Origin of the sequence: Enterobacter sp. BRE11 (genome assembly GCF_031844285.1) — a bacterium.
Lineage (GTDB): Bacteria > Pseudomonadota > Gammaproteobacteria > Enterobacterales > Enterobacteriaceae > Pantoea.
On record NZ_JAUZUX010000011.1, the window covers coordinates 1 to 15,030 of the forward strand.

The following is a 15,030-nucleotide window of genomic DNA, read 5'->3' on the forward strand; positions in this document are numbered from 1 at the left end:
AGCCTGAGCGCTGGTTTTTTTTACGCCAAAAAGTGAGGAAATTCACCATGTTTTTGGCGGTGGTTGCGGATTTTATTCATTATATTCAAACAGATAAGCTCTGGCACGCTTCTTGTAATAAAGCTGTAGAATTCACAAGAGGAGTAAAAACGTGGAAATTCTGTTTGTGCTGGGCTTTTTCCTGATGCTTCTGGTGACAGGCGTCTCGCTGCTGGGCGTGCTGGCGGCGCTGGTCGTCGCGACGGCAGTGATGTTCATCGGCGGCCTGTTTGCGCTTGTAATCAAATTGTTGCCCTGGCTGGTGCTGGCGCTGGTTGCCGCCTGGGTGTATCGCGCTTTTTACGGCGACGGTGGCGAACGGGCGCGTCGTAGGCTGCGTCGTAAAATCAGCAAGTTAGAACGACGCCGCGGCTATTAATTGCGGGTGCGATCACAGACTGACAGATTGCTTATGCTCGTTTCGCAATTAAACATATTTTTTACTTATGTTTTCTGCCAGGATGATCGCCGTTGAGTCGACATGAATTCATCGCCGCTGTCCCTACACCAGCGCGAACGATAAAAAGAAAAGGGGCTTCCTACGGGAAGCCCCGTTTGCGTTCAGGCATCAGGGAATAAGCAGGCTGGATCCCTGAGTGCTGCGGCTTTCCAGCGTGCGGTGCGCTCGCTCCGCCTCTTTCAGCGGGAACTTCTGCTGTTCCGGCACCTCAACCTTAATTGCGCCGCTGGCGAGCAGCGAGAAGAGATCGTTGCTCGCCTGCTCCAGCTCTTCGCGGTTGGTGATATAGCCGTAGAGCGAAGGACGGGTGACGAACAGCGAGCCTTTCTGGTTGAGAATGCTCAAATCTACGCCGGTCACTGGCCCGGAAGCATTACCAAAACTCACCATCAGCCCCTGACGACGCAGCGAATCCAGAGACGCTTCCCAGGTATCTTTGCCCACCGAGTCATACACCACCGCGACTTTTTTGCCGTCGGTCAACTGGCTGACGCGCTCGGCGATATTCTCTTCCCGGTAGTTGATGGTCGCCCAGGCGCCTGCCGCTTTCGCCAGCTTCGCCTTTTCCGCCGAACCGACGGTGCCGATAAGATGCGCGCCGAGCGCTTTCGCCCACTGGCAGGCGATCAGACCGACGCCGCCCGCCGCCGCATGGAACAGAAAGGTCTCGTCCGGCTTCACCCGGTAGGTCTGGCGCAGCAGATAGTGCACGGTCAGCCCCTTCAGAAAGCTGGCGGCAGCCTGGTCAAAGCTGATGGCATCCGGCAGCAGCATCAGGCGATCTTCCGCCACGTTGTGCAGTTCGCTGTAGGCACCCAGCGTCGCCTGGCAATAGACCACGCGATCGCCCGGCTTAAAGCGCGTGACCGCGCTGCCGACGCGCTTCACCACGCCCGCCGCTTCGGTGCCAAGGCCTGACGGCAGTGCGGGAACCGGATAAAGACCGCCGCGCACGTAGGTATCGATATAGTTAATGCCGATGGCGCGGTTCTCTACCTGCACTTCGCGTTCACCAGGATCGGCAGGATCGACATCTACCCACTGCAAAACCTCAGGCCCGCCCTGCGCGGTAAACTGAATACGCTTTGCCATTTTTACTCCTGTGATTGTTCAACATGAGGCGTGAGAGGTGCGCCGCCATAAGGTATACTGGCGCGTCCCCTCAGAAGATCGGTATTGCATTCACTATGGCAGGAAATAAACCCACCAACAAATCGAACGACACGTCCGACCGGCAGCTGGAAGGTATTAAAATGCCGCCGCACTCGATTGAAGCGGAGCAGTCGGTGCTGGGTGGGTTGATGCTGGATAACGAGCGCTGGGACAATGTTTCCGAGCGCGTCGTGGCGGAAGATTTCTTCAACCGCTCGCACCGCCTGATCTTTTCCGAGATGCAGCGTCTGCTGGAAGCGGGCCAGCCCATCGACCTGATCACGCTCTCCGAGTCGCTGGAAACGCGCGGTGAGCTGGAGATGGCGGGCGGGTTCGCCTATCTGGCGGAGCTGGCGAAAAATACCCCCAGCGCGGCGAACATTGGCGCCTATGCGGATATCGTGCGCGAACGCGCGGTGGTGCGCGAAATGATCTCGGTAGCGAATCAGATTGCCGACGCCGGTTACGATCCGCAGGGACGTAACAGCGACGAACTGCTCGACTTCGCGGAGTCCAACGTTTTTAAAATCGCCGAGTCGCGCGCCAGCAAAGATGAAGGGCCGAAGAACATCCAGGAGGTGCTGGAAGCTACGGTTTCGCGTATCGAATCCCTGGTCTCGACGCCGCACGACGGCGTGACCGGCGTCGACACCGGCTATCAGGACCTGAATAAAAAGACCGCCGGCCTGCAGCCGTCGGATCTGATTATCGTCGCGGCGCGACCGTCGATGGGTAAAACCACTTTCGCCATGAACCTGTGCGAAAACGCCGCCATGCTGCACGACAAGCCGGTGCTGATCTTCAGTCTGGAGATGCCCAGCGAGCAGATCATGATGCGTATGCTGGCGTCGCTGTCGCGCGTGGATCAGACGCGCATCCGTACCGGCCAGCTTGACGATGAAGACTGGGCGCGTATCTCCGGCACCATGGGCATCCTGCTGGAGAAGAAAAATATGTATATCGACGACTCCTCCGGCCTGACGCCGACCGAAGTACGCTCGCGCGCGCGACGCGTCTTCCGCGAAAACGGCGGGCTGAGCATGATCATGATCGACTACCTGCAGCTGATGCGCGTGCCGTCGCTCTCCGACAACCGTACGCTGGAGATCGCCGAAATCTCTCGCTCGCTTAAGGCACTGGCGAAAGAGCTCAACGTGCCGGTAGTGGCGCTGTCGCAGCTCAACCGCTCGCTGGAGCAGCGCGCCGATAAGCGTCCGGTCAACTCCGACCTGCGTGAATCTGGCTCTATCGAGCAGGACGCCGACCTGATTATGTTTATCTACCGCGACGAGGTTTACCATGAAAACAGCGATCTTAAAGGCATCGCCGAGATTATTCTGGGTAAACAGCGTAACGGTCCTATCGGTACGGTGCGCCTGACCTTTAACGGCCAGTGGTCGCGCTTCGACAACTATGCCGGTCCGGCTTACGACGACGAATAACCCCCTCTGTCGGCATGCACGATCTGTGCATGCTGCCTCGCATCATCAGAAAATAGTGTTGGACAACCTCGCCGTTAATCAGGTTATCTGTATTACAGCGCACGATTACGCACTGGAAGCAGCATGACTCATGTAGATGATTACGATCTGAAAATCCTGACCTTATTGCAGTCTAACGGCCGCCTGACCAACCAGGAGCTGAGCGATTTAGTGGGCCTGTCGGCTTCGCAATGTTCGCGTCGCCGCATTAACCTTGAACAGGCGAATTTGATCCTTGGCTATCATGCGCGTCTGTCGCCTGATGCGGTTGGACTGGGCATGGTGGGTCTGATTGAGGTGCGGCTGATTAACCACACCGCTGAATACGTTGACAGCTTTCACCGCATGGTTGAGCAAGAAGAGGCGATTGTCGACGCCTACAAAACTACCGGCGACGCCGATTACCTGCTGAAAGTCGCCGTAGCGGATCTCGCCTCGCTGAGCGCGCTGATAAGCCAGCTGGTGGCGGGCCATCAAAGCGTGTCGCATGTAAAAACCTCGGTGGTGCTGGGGCGCCTGAAAGAGAACGGGCTGATGATGGCGCCAGCGCACAAAATGCGCCAAAAGAGTGCATGATGTGCTTAATTGGTGCAGCCGTGCGCCAGATAATGCAAAAAATATGCGTCGAAATTCGAATTTGTGCATGAATTGACGGTTTATCCGCAAGGCGTGCACAAAAACAAGCAACAAAAGCGCCTTAGTTATCAACTGGATAATTACTTGCACCTGCCGAAGGCGACTCAACGCTGACGGTATGGTGCGTTTTTTGCATCTTAAGGCCACGCTTTATTTCGCTGAGAGTGCAATAAGATTTCCTATGGATAACGTCGTAGAACCTACCCGCATCCCCCATTCGCGTATCGAAGACGCGCTGGCCATTCTGCTCGGCACGCTGATGGTCTCCTTCGGCGTCATAATGCTCAAGCAGGCGGGCGCGCTAACCGGCAGCACCGCCGGCATCGCCTTCCTGATCAGCTACCTGTCGCCGCTCTCGTTCGGCAGCGCCTTTTTCCTGATCAACCTGCCGTTTTACTGGCTTGCAGTGCGCCGCATGGGTTGGGAATTCACGCTGAAAACTTTCTGCGCAGTGGGGCTGGTGTCGCTCTTTACCCATCTGCATCCACTCTTTGTCCACTTTTCCGCGCTCAATCCCTTTTATGCGACACTGTTCGGTAACGTAATCATGGGCATTGGGTTTATAGTGTTGTTTCGTCATAAAGCCAGCCTGGGTGGGATCAATATCCTGGCGCTGTGGCTGCAGGATCGCATTGGGCTGCGCGCCGGCAAACTGCAAATGGCTGTCGATACCTGCGTCGTGCTGGCGTCGCTGTTCGTCGTCAGCGGGCCGATGCTGCTGGCGTCGGTCGCGGGCGCAGTGATCCTTAACCTGATTATCGCCATGAACCATCGTCCCGGACGGTACATGGTTTAATGCTGCATACACCTCTGATTTTTACGACCACACATGGAGATCTGCACCGTGTTTCAAAACGTTGATGCCTACGCCGGCGATCCGATTCTGTCGCTAATGGAAACCTTTAAACAGGATCCGCGCACGAATAAAGTGAATCTCAGCATCGGCCTCTACTACGACGAGCAGGGCATTATTCCTCAGCTGCAGGCGGTCGCCGCCGCAGAAGAGCAGCTCAAGGCCGAGCCGCAGCAGGCGTCGCTCTATCTGCCGATGGAAGGCCTCAACGCGTACCGCAACGCCATTGCGCCGCTGCTGTTCGGCGCTGAACACCCGATGCTGAAGGCGGGCCGTATCGCGTCGATTCAGACGCTGGGCGGCTCCGGCGCGCTGAAAGTCGGCGCGGATTTCCTCAAGCGCTACTTCCCAAACTCCGGTGTCTGGGTCAGCGATCCAACCTGGGATAACCATGTGGCGATCTTCAACGGCGCAGGTTTCGAGGTTAAGAGCTATTCGTGGTACGACGCCGAGACCCACGGCGTAAAATTCGACGCCTTCCTCGCCGCGCTGAAAGCGCTGCCGAAGCAGAGCATCGTGCTGCTGCACCCCTGCTGCCATAATCCGACCGGCGCCGACCTCACTGACGCGCAGTGGGATCAAACCGTTGAGGTACTGAAGGCGCAGGAGCTGATCCCGTTCCTCGATATCGCCTACCAGGGCTTCGGCGCGGGTATGGAAGCAGACGCCTATGCCATTCGCGCTATCGCCGCCGCAGGCCTGCCGGCGCTGGTCAGCAACTCTTTCTCGAAAATCTTTTCGCTCTATGGCGAACGCGTCGGCGGCCTCTCTATCGTGTGTGACAGCGCCGAAGAGGCGGGACGCGTGCTGGGCCAGCTGAAAGCCACGGTGCGTCGCAACTACTCCAGCCCGCCGAACTTCGGCGCGCAGGTGGTGGCGCGCGTCCTCAACGATGATGCCCTGAAAGCGAACTGGCTGGCGGAAGTCGAGGCGATGCGCCTGCGTATTATCGCCATGCGCAAAACCCTGGTGGACGTGCTCAGCACCGCGCTGCCTGGCAAAAACTTCGACTACCTGCTGAAGCAGCGCGGCATGTTTAGCTACACGGGCCTGAGCGCGCAGCAGGTCGATCGGCTGCGTGAAGAGTTCGGCATCTATCTGGTGGGCAGCGGCCGTATCTGCGTCGCCGGACTAAACAGCAATAACGTGCAGCAGGTCGCGCAGGCGTTTGCCGCCGTGATGTGATCTCTCCAGGCGGGAGAGGGACCGAGCAGGCAGGGATGCCGAGTTTGCGTCTTTGCCATCTGCCTCTGACACCTGCATCCCTGTGCTGTTTCACAGGCAAACCGTCCGCTCAGGCTGACGGTTTTTTTTCGCCTTCAGGTTTACCTTTTCGCGACTTATTGCACACTTAAACGGTGTAACCAACTCAGGAACAAGGCATGTGGCATCAACAAACGCTCACGCTCGGTGAGAAATCACGCGGTTTTCATCTGGTCACTGACGAGATCGTCGGCCAAATTCCGGCGCTGGCTCAGGTACAAATTGGCCTGCTGCACCTGCTGCTGCTGCACACCTCAGCGTCGCTGACGCTGAATGAAAACTGCGATCCCACGGTGCGCAGCGATATGGAAAACCATTTTATGCGCCAGGTTCCGGAAGCGGCGTCTTACCAGCACGACTATGAAGGCCGCGACGATATGCCGGCCCATATTAAATCCTCCACGCTTGGCGTATCGCTGCTGCTGCCGGTTCAGCGCGGCAGGCTGGTGCTGGGCACCTGGCAGGGCATCTGGTTAGGGGAACACCGCATCCACGGCGGCGCGCGGCGCATTGTCGCCACTTTACAAGGGGAGTCGAAATGAATACGTCAGATCTGCTGACTTACTGTATGAGCAAACCGGACGCGGAGCAGAGCGTGCACAGCGACTGGAAAGCGACGCAAATTAAAAGCGGCGGGGTGCTGTTCGCCATGGTGCATGAGGTTGAGGGGCGTCCGGCGGTGTCGCTGAAAACGACGCCTGCGCTGGCGGACCTGCTGCGCGAGGAGCACAGCGACGTCTTTCCCAGCGAGCATCTAAATAAGACGCACTGGAGCACGCTGCTGCTGGACGGATCGCTGAAAGATTCGCAGATCTATTATCTGGTGGATGCCTCTTATCAGCAGGCTGGCGCGACCCGCGCGGCGGGCGTCTAAAAGAGGCGCACGGCCTGAAGCCGCGCGCCGGGTGTCGCTTACGCCGCCGCTTCGTCGCGCAGCGTATTGATATCGATAACAAAGCGGTACTTCACGTCGCTTTTCAGCATACGCTCGTAGGCGTCGTTGATCTGATTCATCGCAATCAGTTCGATATCAGACGTAATGCCGTGTTTGCCGCAGAAATCGAGCATCTCCTGCGTTTCGGCGATGCCGCCGATCAACGAACCGGCGATACTGCGGCGCTTCATGATCAGGTTAAATACCTGCGGCGCCGGGTGATCGTGCTCCGGCGCGCCGACCAGCGTCATATTGCCGTCGCGCTTCAGCAGGGCGATAAACGGGTTGAGATCGTGCTGCGCCGCCACGGTATTCAGGATAAAATCGAAGCTGTTGGCGTGCTGCGCCATCTGATCCGCATCTTTCGAGATCACCACTTCATCCGCGCCCAGGCGCTTGCCGTCTTCGATTTTTGACGGCGAGGTGGTGAACAGCACCACATGCGCGCCCATCGCGTGCGCAATTTTCACGCCCATATGGCCCAGGCCGCCCAGGCCGACGATACCGACTTTTTTGCCCGGACCGACGTTCCAGTGGCGCAGCGGCGAATAGGTGGTGATGCCGGCGCACAGCAGCGGCGCGACGCCTGCCAGATCCAGATTTTCCGGCACGCGCAGCACGAAGTTTTCATCAACGACCACCGCCGTTGAGTAACCGCCGTAGGTGACGTCGCCGGTTTCGCGATCCTGGCCGTTATAGGTGCCGACAAAGCCGACTTCGCAATATTGCTCCAGCCCTTCCTGACAGCTCGGACAGCTGCGGCAGGAGTCGACCATACAGCCGACGCCAACCAGATCGCCAACGTTATATTTGCTGGCGTGGCTGCCGACAGCGGTCACGCGGCCAACGATTTCATGTCCCGGCACGACCGGAAAAAGGGTGTTTTTCCACTCGTTGCGGGCCTGATGCAGGTCAGAGTGACAAACGCCACAGAACAACACGTCAATCTGTACATCATGCGCGCGCAGCTCGCGCGGTTTGTAATCGAACGGCGCCAGTGGGGATTTCGCGTCCTGAGCAGCATAGGCGTGCGTAATATTCATGGTGTCTCCAGGTTCGTTGTGTCGTGAATAGCGTTTTGAGTTCGGCGCGCAAAGCGCCGCGGTAAGAGGGCGCAGCCAGCAGGGCGCGCCAGTGAGAACCGTTAAAAGAATAGTGACAGAAGGCCAGCGCGGCTATGCCTATACATGCCTGAATCTTGCCTGATTCTGTTTTTATCGGAGGGAATATGCAGAAAAAAGGCCCGCTTGCGGCGGGCCTGAGAGGAGCAGTATAGGCTATGCGGGACGCTTCGCTTTTCGCTCTACGCCAGCCGCTCGCAGGAAATGTAAGCTAGGCGCTCTTTTTCGCCAGCAGCGGCTTCAGGAAGCGCGCGGTATGCGATTTCTCGCACTCCGCTACCGTTTCCGGCGTACCCGCGACGAGGATCTCGCCGCCGCCACTGCCGCCTTCCGGGCCGAGATCGACAATCCAGTCCGCCGTTTTGATTACGTCAAGGTTATGCTCAATCACCACGATGGTATTGCCCTGGTTGCGCAGCTGATGCAGCACCTCCAGCAACTGGGCGATATCGGCGAAGTGCAGGCCAGTGGTCGGCTCATCCAGAATGTAGAGCGTCTGGCCGGTGCCGCGTTTCGACAGCTCGCGTGCCAGCTTGACGCGCTGTGCTTCGCCGCCGGAAAGCGTCGTCGCTGACTGACCGAGACGAATATAGGAGAGCCCGACGTCCATCAGGGTCTGCAGCTTGCGCGCCAGCGCCGGAACGGCGTCAAAGAACTCGCGCGCCTCTTCGATGGTCATCTCCAGCACTTCGTGGATGCTCTTGCCCTTGTACTTAATCTCCAGCGTCTCGCGGTTATAGCGCTTGCCTTTGCACTGGTCGCAGGGCACGTAGATATCGGGCAGGAAGTGCATCTCGACCTTCAGCACGCCGTCGCCCTGGCAGGCTTCGCAGCGGCCGCCGCGCACGTTAAAGCTGAAGCGGCCCGGATTGTAGCCACGCGAACGCGCTTCCGGCACGCCCGCAAACAGCTCGCGCACCGGCGTAAAGATGCCGGTGTAGGTCGCCGGGTTGGAGCGCGGCGTACGGCCGATTGGGCTCTGGTCGATATCGATCACTTTGTCGAAATGCTCAAGCCCGTTAATCTCGCGGTAGGGCGCCGCTTCACCGGTGGTCGCACCGTTCAGGTGGCGCTGCGCAATCGGGAACAGCGTATCGTTGATCAGCGTCGATTTGCCCGAGCCGGAAACGCCGGTGATACAGGTAAACAGGCCGACCGGCAGCGTCAGCGTCACATCTTTCAGGTTGTTGCCGCGCGCGCCGCTGAGCTTCAGCGTTTTGGTCGGATCGCCTTTCACGCGCTCCTGCGGCACGGCAATCTCGCGCTTGCCGCTAAGGAACTGGCCGGTCAGCGACGCTTCCACCGCCATGATCTCGTGCACCGATCCTTCCGCCACGACCTGGCCGCCGTGCACGCCAGCGCCAGGGCCGATATCGATCACGTGGTCCGCCGCGCGAATGGCATCTTCGTCATGCTCAACCACAATCACGGTATTGCCGAGATCGCGCAGGTGGATCAGGGTGCTGAGCAGGCGCTCGTTGTCGCGCTGATGCAGGCCGATTGACGGCTCATCCAGCACATACATCACGCCCACCAGTCCGGCGCCGATCTGGCTCGCCAGACGGATACGCTGCGCTTCGCCGCCGGAAAGCGTCTCCGCGGAGCGCGACATCGACAGGTAGTTCAGGCCGACGTTCACCAGGAAGCTCAGACGGTCGCCAATCTCCTTCAGCACCTTCTCCGCGATTTTGGCGCGCTGGCCGCTCAGCTTCAGGTTGCGGAAGAAATCCATCGCGTGGCCGATGCTCATATCAGAGATGGTCGGCAGATTGGTGTTCTCGACAAACACGTGGCGCGCTTCGCGACGCAGGCGGGTGCCCTCGCAGCTGGCGCAGGCGCGATTGCTGATGAACTTCGCCAGATCCTCGCGCACTGCGGTGGATTCCGTCTCTTTATAGCGGCGCTCCATATTGTGCAGCACGCCTTCAAACGGATGGCGACGTACTGAGGTATCGCCGCGGTCGTTAATGTACTTAAACTCGATATTTTCTTTGCCAGAGCCGTAAAGAATCACCTGCCGCGCTTTATCGCTCAGGGTATTGAACGGCGCTTCGACGTCGAAATTGAGGTGCTCGGCCAGCGAACGCAGCATCTGGAAATAGTAGAAGTTGCGGCGATCCCAGCCGCGGATGGCGCCGCCGGCCAGCGACAGCTCACCGTTCTGCACCACGCGGTCAGGATCGAAATATTGCTGTACGCCCAGACCGTCACAGGTCGGGCAGGCGCCTGCCGGGTTGTTAAACGAGAAGAGGCGTGGCTCCAGCTCGCGCATGCTGTAGCCGCAGATGGGGCAGGCGAAATTAGCGGAGAAGAGCAGCTCTTCCGCGTTCGGGTCGTCCATATCGGCGACAATTGCCGTGCCGCCGGAAAGCTCCAGCGTGGTTTCGAAGGATTCGGCGAGACGCGTTGCCAGATCCTCGCGCACCTTGAAGCGATCGATCACCACTTCGATGGTGTGCTTTTTCTGCAGCTCCAGCTTCGGCGGATCGGAGAGATCGCACACTTCACCGTCGATCCGCGCGCGAATGTAGCCCTGCGCCGCCAGGTTCTCCAGCGTTTTGGTGTGCTCACCTTTGCGATCTTTCACCACCGGCGCCAGCAGCATCAGGCGTCGCCCCTCATCCTGCGCCAGCACATTGTCCACCATCTGGCTGACGGTTTGCGCCGCCAGCGGCACGTCATGATCCGGGCAGCGCGGCTCGCCGACGCGGGCGAACAGCAGACGCAGATAGTCGTGGATCTCGGTGATGGTGCCGACCGTCGAGCGCGGGTTGTGTGAGGTGGACTTCTGCTCGATAGAGATCGCGGGCGACAGACCTTCAATATGGTCGACGTCCGGCTTCTCCATCAAGGAGAGAAACTGACGCGCATAGGCAGAGAGCGACTCTACGTAGCGGCGCTGACCTTCCGCATAGAGCGTATCAAACGCCAGAGAGGACTTGCCGGAGCCTGAGAGGCCGGTGACCACTATGAGTTTGTCGCGAGGGATGATCAGGTTGATGTTTTTCAAATTATGGGTGCGGGCACCACGAACTTCGATCTTATCCATTCACCTTTCCCGGATTGAGCAGCACGCCGCGTGTCTTGCGGACACGATTAGCGTAAACAGGGTATTATGGCACAAAAAATAGACTGATTAAATATCCAGTATTTTTTGCATTTTGGGTGTAAAATGAGCGCTTCTGCGAGACGGCTCGAAAGTGGGAACGCCTGGCAGGACGTGGTAGAATTGATCGTTTAGACTCTTAAGTATCAACTCATCGGGAGAGAGCAACATGGCCAGTCGTGGCGTAAATAAAGTGATTCTTGTCGGGAATCTGGGTCAGGATCCGGAAGTGCGCTACATGCCGAATGGTGGCGCGGTTGCCAACATTACGCTGGCCACGTCGGAAAGCTGGCGTGACAAGCAGACCGGTGAAAACAAAGAGATTACCGAGTGGCACCGTGTGGTGCTCTTCGGCAAGCTGGCGGAAGTCGCTGGCGAATATCTGCGTAAAGGCTCGCAGGTGTATATTGAAGGCCAGCTGCGTACCCGTAAATGGCAGGATCAGAGCGGCCAGGATCGTTATACCACCGAAGTAGTGGTTAACGTTGGCGGCACCATGCAGATGCTGGGCGGCCGTCAGCAGGGCGGCGCCAGCGCAGGCGGCGCGCCGATGGGCGGCGGTCAGCAGAGCGGCGGCAACAACAACGGCTGGGGCCAGCCGCAGCAGCCGCAGGGCGGCAATCAGTTCAGCGGCGGCGCACAGTCGCGCCCGCAACCGCAGAGCGCGCCGGCGAGCAACAACAGCGAACCGCCGATGGATTTCGACGACGACATCCCGTTCTGATTGTTGCGCCATCGCATCACGATCGTAGGCCCCGTTTACGCGGGGCTTTTTTTCGCCTCTTTAAACGGCGGCAAAACCGCTATCGTCAGCCTCATCTAAACCGCAGCACAGCGCCTGCGGGAATCGCCCGGCAAAATGGGGCTAATCAGCCCATCGGGTTAATATGTCTGCCGTGCTGATGACCTGCGGCACATTTCCCGGCAGAGACAAACCTGCCCACACCTCATTGTGTTGCCCAATCAGCTGCTCCGCACTGGCGTAGGTGCGATCCGCCGTGGTGTGCGCATCGGCGGCGACGGTAATGCGATAGCCTGAGCCCGCGCCGACTTTAACGGTGGTATCGACACAGTAATCACTCGCGCAGCCGCAAATCACAAAACTATCGACGCCGAGCTGCGCCAGCACGGTGGCCAGTTCGGTTTGCCAGAAGCTGTCGCAGGCGGTCTTCGTCACGTAAAGCGAACTTGCCGGCTGGTGCAGCTCCGGCAGCAGTTCAAACGCCTCGGTGCCTGGCTGCATCTCGCCTTCACGGTGAGTGATGAAGATTGCCCGGTCGGCTGCGTCCGTCATTTGATTGATGCGCGCGACACGTCCGGCGCGATCGAAGCGCGGCGTGGCGAAAACGCCGTTTTGCATATCGACAATGACAAGCACTCGCTGGGCCATCTTCTTTCTCCTTGTGAACGGTGCGCTTCAGTGTCAACCAGCCGTGGCGAAAGAGCAAAACTCTTTTGCAATTCGCCAGCCTTCGCTGGCATGCTGAAAGCCTGTCTGGTTAACGAGGAGATTAAGGTGGAGGGCGTTCCGGCTATTTTTCCCTGCGAAAAAGATCGCGCGCAGTTTCGCCAGTTTGCCGAGCTGCCAGGCGTAGAACTCTACCAGGCGCATATCACCCGCTATGCTTTTGAGCCGCATACGCATGAGGCTTTCGGCATCGGCACTATTGAGGCAGGCGCGCAGCGATTTCGCTATCGCGGTGCGCAGTACACGGCGCCGACCCATTCGCTGGTCATGATGAATCCCGATGAGCTGCACACCGGCGAGTCCGCCTGCGACGAGGGCTGGCGTTACCAGATGATTTATATCCAGCCAGATGAAATGGCGCAGCTCACCGGCGACCGCGGCTGGTGGTTCAGCGATGCGCTGCGCACCGATCCGCATCTGGCACGGCCGCTGTCGCAGGCGCTGTCGGCGCTGTGGCTGGCCGATAGTTCACTGGCGCGGCAAAGCCTGCTGGGCGAAGTGCTGGCACAGCTGCGACCGCTGGCGCGCATGGCGCAAAAAGGCAAAGAAGAGGGGAGGCACCGCTTTGACCAGGTGCGCGATTATCTGCGCGACAATCTGGCCGAGCCGGTGAGGCTGGAAGAGCTGGCTTCGCTGGCAGGGCTCTCGCCGTGGCATTTCCTGCGCGCCTTCCGCGCCCACTTTCACGTGACACCGCATCAGATGCTGATGGCCTATCGGCTATATGAAGCCAAGCTGCTGCTGGCGCGCGGGCTGTCGGCCGCCAGCGTGGCGGCGAACGTCGGCCTGAGCGACCAGGCGCATCTCACCCGCGCCTTCGCCCAGCGTTACGGCATTACGCCGGTGCGCTATCAAAAACAGGTGCGCAGCGCTTAGGGCGAACCGCAATCTGCTACAAGATTTTTCCCTGCTTTTTCCGCCACACTTCCTGAAGCACTTTAATAAAGGAAGAGATGATGTTAGCTGGCGTGTTGTTTGCCCTTGCCGCAGGGCTGATGTGGGGACTGATATTTGTTGGGCCGCTGCTGGTACCGGACTATCCTGGCGCGCTGCAGTCTGCCGGACGCTATGTCGCGTTTGGTCTGATCGCGCTGCCGCTCGCCTGGCTGGATCGCCGTCGCCTGCGTAAGCTGCTGCCTTCTGACTGGCGCGAAGCGCTAAAGCTGTCGCTGGTGGGCAACCTTCTTTATTACTCTTTGCTCGCCAGCGCGATTCAGCGCACCGGCGCGCCGGTATCCACCATGATTATCGGCACGCTGCCGGTGGTGATGGCGATTACCGCCAACCTTCTTTACGGCCATCTGGAAGGACGCCTGGCCTGGCGCCGGCTGGCGCCTGCATTACTGGCGATCTTCGCCGGTCTGGCGTGCGTTAATATCGCCGAGCTGCGCGGGCAGGAGGGCGAGTGGGATTTAACCCGCTACCTGAGCGGCATCGCGCTGGCGGTGCTGGCGGTGGCGTGCTGGACCTGGTATCCGCTGCGCAACGCGCGCTGGCTGCGCACCCATCCGCAGCATAAGCCATCCACCTGGGCGACAGCGCAGGGGATCGTGACGCTGCCGCTGGCGCTGGTGATGTATGCGCTGGTAAGCGCCCAGCTGGCGTGGCAGCAGCCGAACTTTACGCTGCCGTTTGGCCCGCAGCCGCAGCGGTTTCTGCCGCTGATGCTGATGATTGGCCTGCTCTGCTCCTGGCTCGGCACCCTATGCTGGAATGCTGCCAGCCAGCGACTGCCGACGGTTTTCATGGGGCCGCTTATCGTCTTCGAAACCTTGTCCGGCCTGCTGTGGACCTTTATCTGGCGGCAAAGCTGGCCGCCGCTGCTGACGCTGAGCGGTATTTTCTGCCTGATCCTCGGCGTGATTTGGGCGATGCGCATCAAGCCTGCGCCGCTGTTGGCTTCGATTGAACATTAATTCCCCGGACAGCACCCTCTTTAACAGACGCTGACCCGTTGATTTCACCCCGTTTTAAGAATAATACGCAGAGCGGAGCGGCAAAATTTGCCGCTCTTTTGCTAATAAATCGCTAAAGCCGCCGCGTGCAGCGTAATAAAAAGCGATCCCGATCTCATTTTTCTCTCTTCTGAACGCGCACTTAACGCCTTTTTCCAGCCGTTATCACCTCTTCCGAACGGCCCTGTTTCATTCTAAACAGGCATTAAAGCCTTAATCAGTGGCGAACAATTCGCCATTTTGCTGCATATTTATCTTATGCCGGAGCGTTTTTATTGGTGTTTGGCCCTGAGAATAGCGTCTGATAAACCACCTTTTTTTCCAGAAAGAGGATGGCTATTAAGAATAATTCCCAATGAGAAAATTTACGAAACTTTAGCTTTGGCGATCTTTAGGCTGAATAATCTTATATGATTTGGCATCCGGATAAGAAAAGCGATAAGCACTGATAAACCATTCAGCCAGGAAAAATCCTGGCGTTTTTTTACCGCTCCGCTTATTCAGAGTTGATTAAATATTCTCCACTGGATGCAAACTTAGTGCCAGCCTATGTTGAAGTAAA

15 protein-coding genes are annotated in these 15,030 nt (G+C 58.5%); 11 read left to right on the forward strand and 4 right to left on the reverse strand.

All coding sequences use genetic code 11. The features are described from left to right. Nucleotides 1–185, forward strand: a 185-nt coding sequence (locus Q9R34_RS12975; RefSeq protein ID WP_485894202.1) for a hypothetical protein, incomplete at its 5' end; no start/stop codon positions are given. After that, nucleotides 152–418 carry an envelope stress response protein PspG gene (gene pspG / locus Q9R34_RS12980; RefSeq protein ID WP_485894204.1) on the forward strand — a complete coding sequence of 89 codons (267 nt, stop codon included), beginning with the start codon at nucleotides 152–154 and terminating at the stop codon, nucleotides 416–418. The genes Q9R34_RS12975 and pspG, both read left to right, overlap by 34 nt. Before the next feature lie 189 nt (nucleotides 419–607). On the opposite strand, the gene Q9R34_RS12985 is transcribed toward pspG, so the two are convergent. Further along, on the reverse strand, nucleotides 608–1,591 hold the full coding sequence (locus Q9R34_RS12985; protein ID WP_434124161.1) for a quinone oxidoreductase: 984 nt from the start codon (nucleotides 1,589–1,591) through the stop codon (nucleotides 608–610). 95 nt (nucleotides 1,592–1,686) lie between these two features. Between Q9R34_RS12985 and dnaB the strand changes: the two genes are divergently transcribed. The 6 genes from dnaB (at nucleotide 1,687) to Q9R34_RS13015 (ending at nucleotide 6,758) form a co-directional block, all read left to right on the forward strand. Continuing rightward, nucleotides 1,687–3,093, forward strand: a complete 1,407-nt coding sequence (dnaB, locus tag Q9R34_RS12990; RefSeq protein WP_485894206.1) for a replicative DNA helicase — start codon at nucleotides 1,687–1,689, stop codon at nucleotides 3,091–3,093. A 123-nt stretch (nucleotides 3,094–3,216) separates the two neighbouring features. Continuing rightward, the gene (locus tag Q9R34_RS12995; protein WP_434124162.1) at nucleotides 3,217–3,708 is read left to right on the forward strand and encodes an Lrp/AsnC family transcriptional regulator; all 492 of its coding nucleotides are present in this window, start codon (nucleotides 3,217–3,219) and stop codon (nucleotides 3,706–3,708) included. A gap of 241 nt (nucleotides 3,709–3,949) precedes the next feature. Next, entirely contained in the window at nucleotides 3,950–4,564 is a 615-nt protein-coding gene (locus Q9R34_RS13000) for a YitT family protein (RefSeq protein ID WP_048781400.1), read from the forward strand. A gap of 48 nt (nucleotides 4,565–4,612) precedes the next feature. Beyond that, a complete protein-coding gene (locus Q9R34_RS13005; protein ID WP_485894209.1) occupies nucleotides 4,613–5,806 on the forward strand; it encodes an amino acid aminotransferase in 1,194 nt (397 codons plus the stop codon). 197 nt (nucleotides 5,807–6,003) lie between these two features. Next, the gene (locus tag Q9R34_RS13010) at nucleotides 6,004–6,426 is read left to right on the forward strand and encodes a secondary thiamine-phosphate synthase enzyme YjbQ (RefSeq protein WP_485894211.1); all 423 of its coding nucleotides are present in this window, start codon (nucleotides 6,004–6,006) and stop codon (nucleotides 6,424–6,426) included. Then, on the forward strand, nucleotides 6,423–6,758 hold the full coding sequence (locus Q9R34_RS13015) for an MmcQ/YjbR family DNA-binding protein (protein ID WP_033749157.1): 336 nt from the start codon (nucleotides 6,423–6,425) through the stop codon (nucleotides 6,756–6,758). Before Q9R34_RS13010 ends, Q9R34_RS13015 begins: the two co-directional genes overlap by 4 nt. A gap of 38 nt (nucleotides 6,759–6,796) precedes the next feature. Here Q9R34_RS13015 and Q9R34_RS13020 read toward each other — a convergent pair whose 3' ends face one another. Both Q9R34_RS13020 and uvrA read right to left on the reverse strand, forming a co-directional pair. Then, entirely contained in the window at nucleotides 6,797–7,861 is a 1,065-nt protein-coding gene (locus Q9R34_RS13020) for an NAD(P)-dependent alcohol dehydrogenase (protein WP_434124166.1), read from the reverse strand. 289 nt (nucleotides 7,862–8,150) lie between these two features. Then, the gene (gene uvrA, locus Q9R34_RS13025) at nucleotides 8,151–10,988 is read right to left on the reverse strand and encodes an excinuclease ABC subunit UvrA (RefSeq protein WP_434124167.1); all 2,838 of its coding nucleotides are present in this window, start codon (nucleotides 10,986–10,988) and stop codon (nucleotides 8,151–8,153) included. 226 nt (nucleotides 10,989–11,214) lie between these two features. Here uvrA and ssb1 point away from each other — a divergent pair, with 226 nt between their 5' ends. Next, nucleotides 11,215–11,769, forward strand: coding sequence for a single-stranded DNA-binding protein SSB1 (gene ssb1, locus Q9R34_RS13030; protein WP_434124168.1), 555 nt, complete (start codon nucleotides 11,215–11,217; stop codon nucleotides 11,767–11,769). A 141-nt stretch (nucleotides 11,770–11,910) separates the two neighbouring features. Here ssb1 and Q9R34_RS13035 read toward each other — a convergent pair whose 3' ends face one another. Beyond that, nucleotides 11,911–12,435 (reverse strand): isochorismatase family protein, encoded by a 525-nt coding sequence (locus Q9R34_RS13035; RefSeq protein WP_485894215.1) that lies wholly within the window; start codon nucleotides 12,433–12,435, stop codon nucleotides 11,911–11,913. Between the two features lie 126 nt (nucleotides 12,436–12,561). Here Q9R34_RS13035 and Q9R34_RS13040 point away from each other — a divergent pair, with 126 nt between their 5' ends. Beyond that, nucleotides 12,562–13,389, forward strand: coding sequence for an AraC family ligand binding domain-containing protein (locus Q9R34_RS13040; protein WP_485894430.1), 828 nt, complete (start codon nucleotides 12,562–12,564; stop codon nucleotides 13,387–13,389). A gap of 80 nt (nucleotides 13,390–13,469) precedes the next feature. Further along, on the forward strand, nucleotides 13,470–14,429 hold the full coding sequence (locus tag Q9R34_RS13045; RefSeq protein ID WP_485894217.1) for a DMT family transporter: 960 nt from the start codon (nucleotides 13,470–13,472) through the stop codon (nucleotides 14,427–14,429). Nucleotides 14,430–15,030 lie beyond the last annotated feature (601 nt).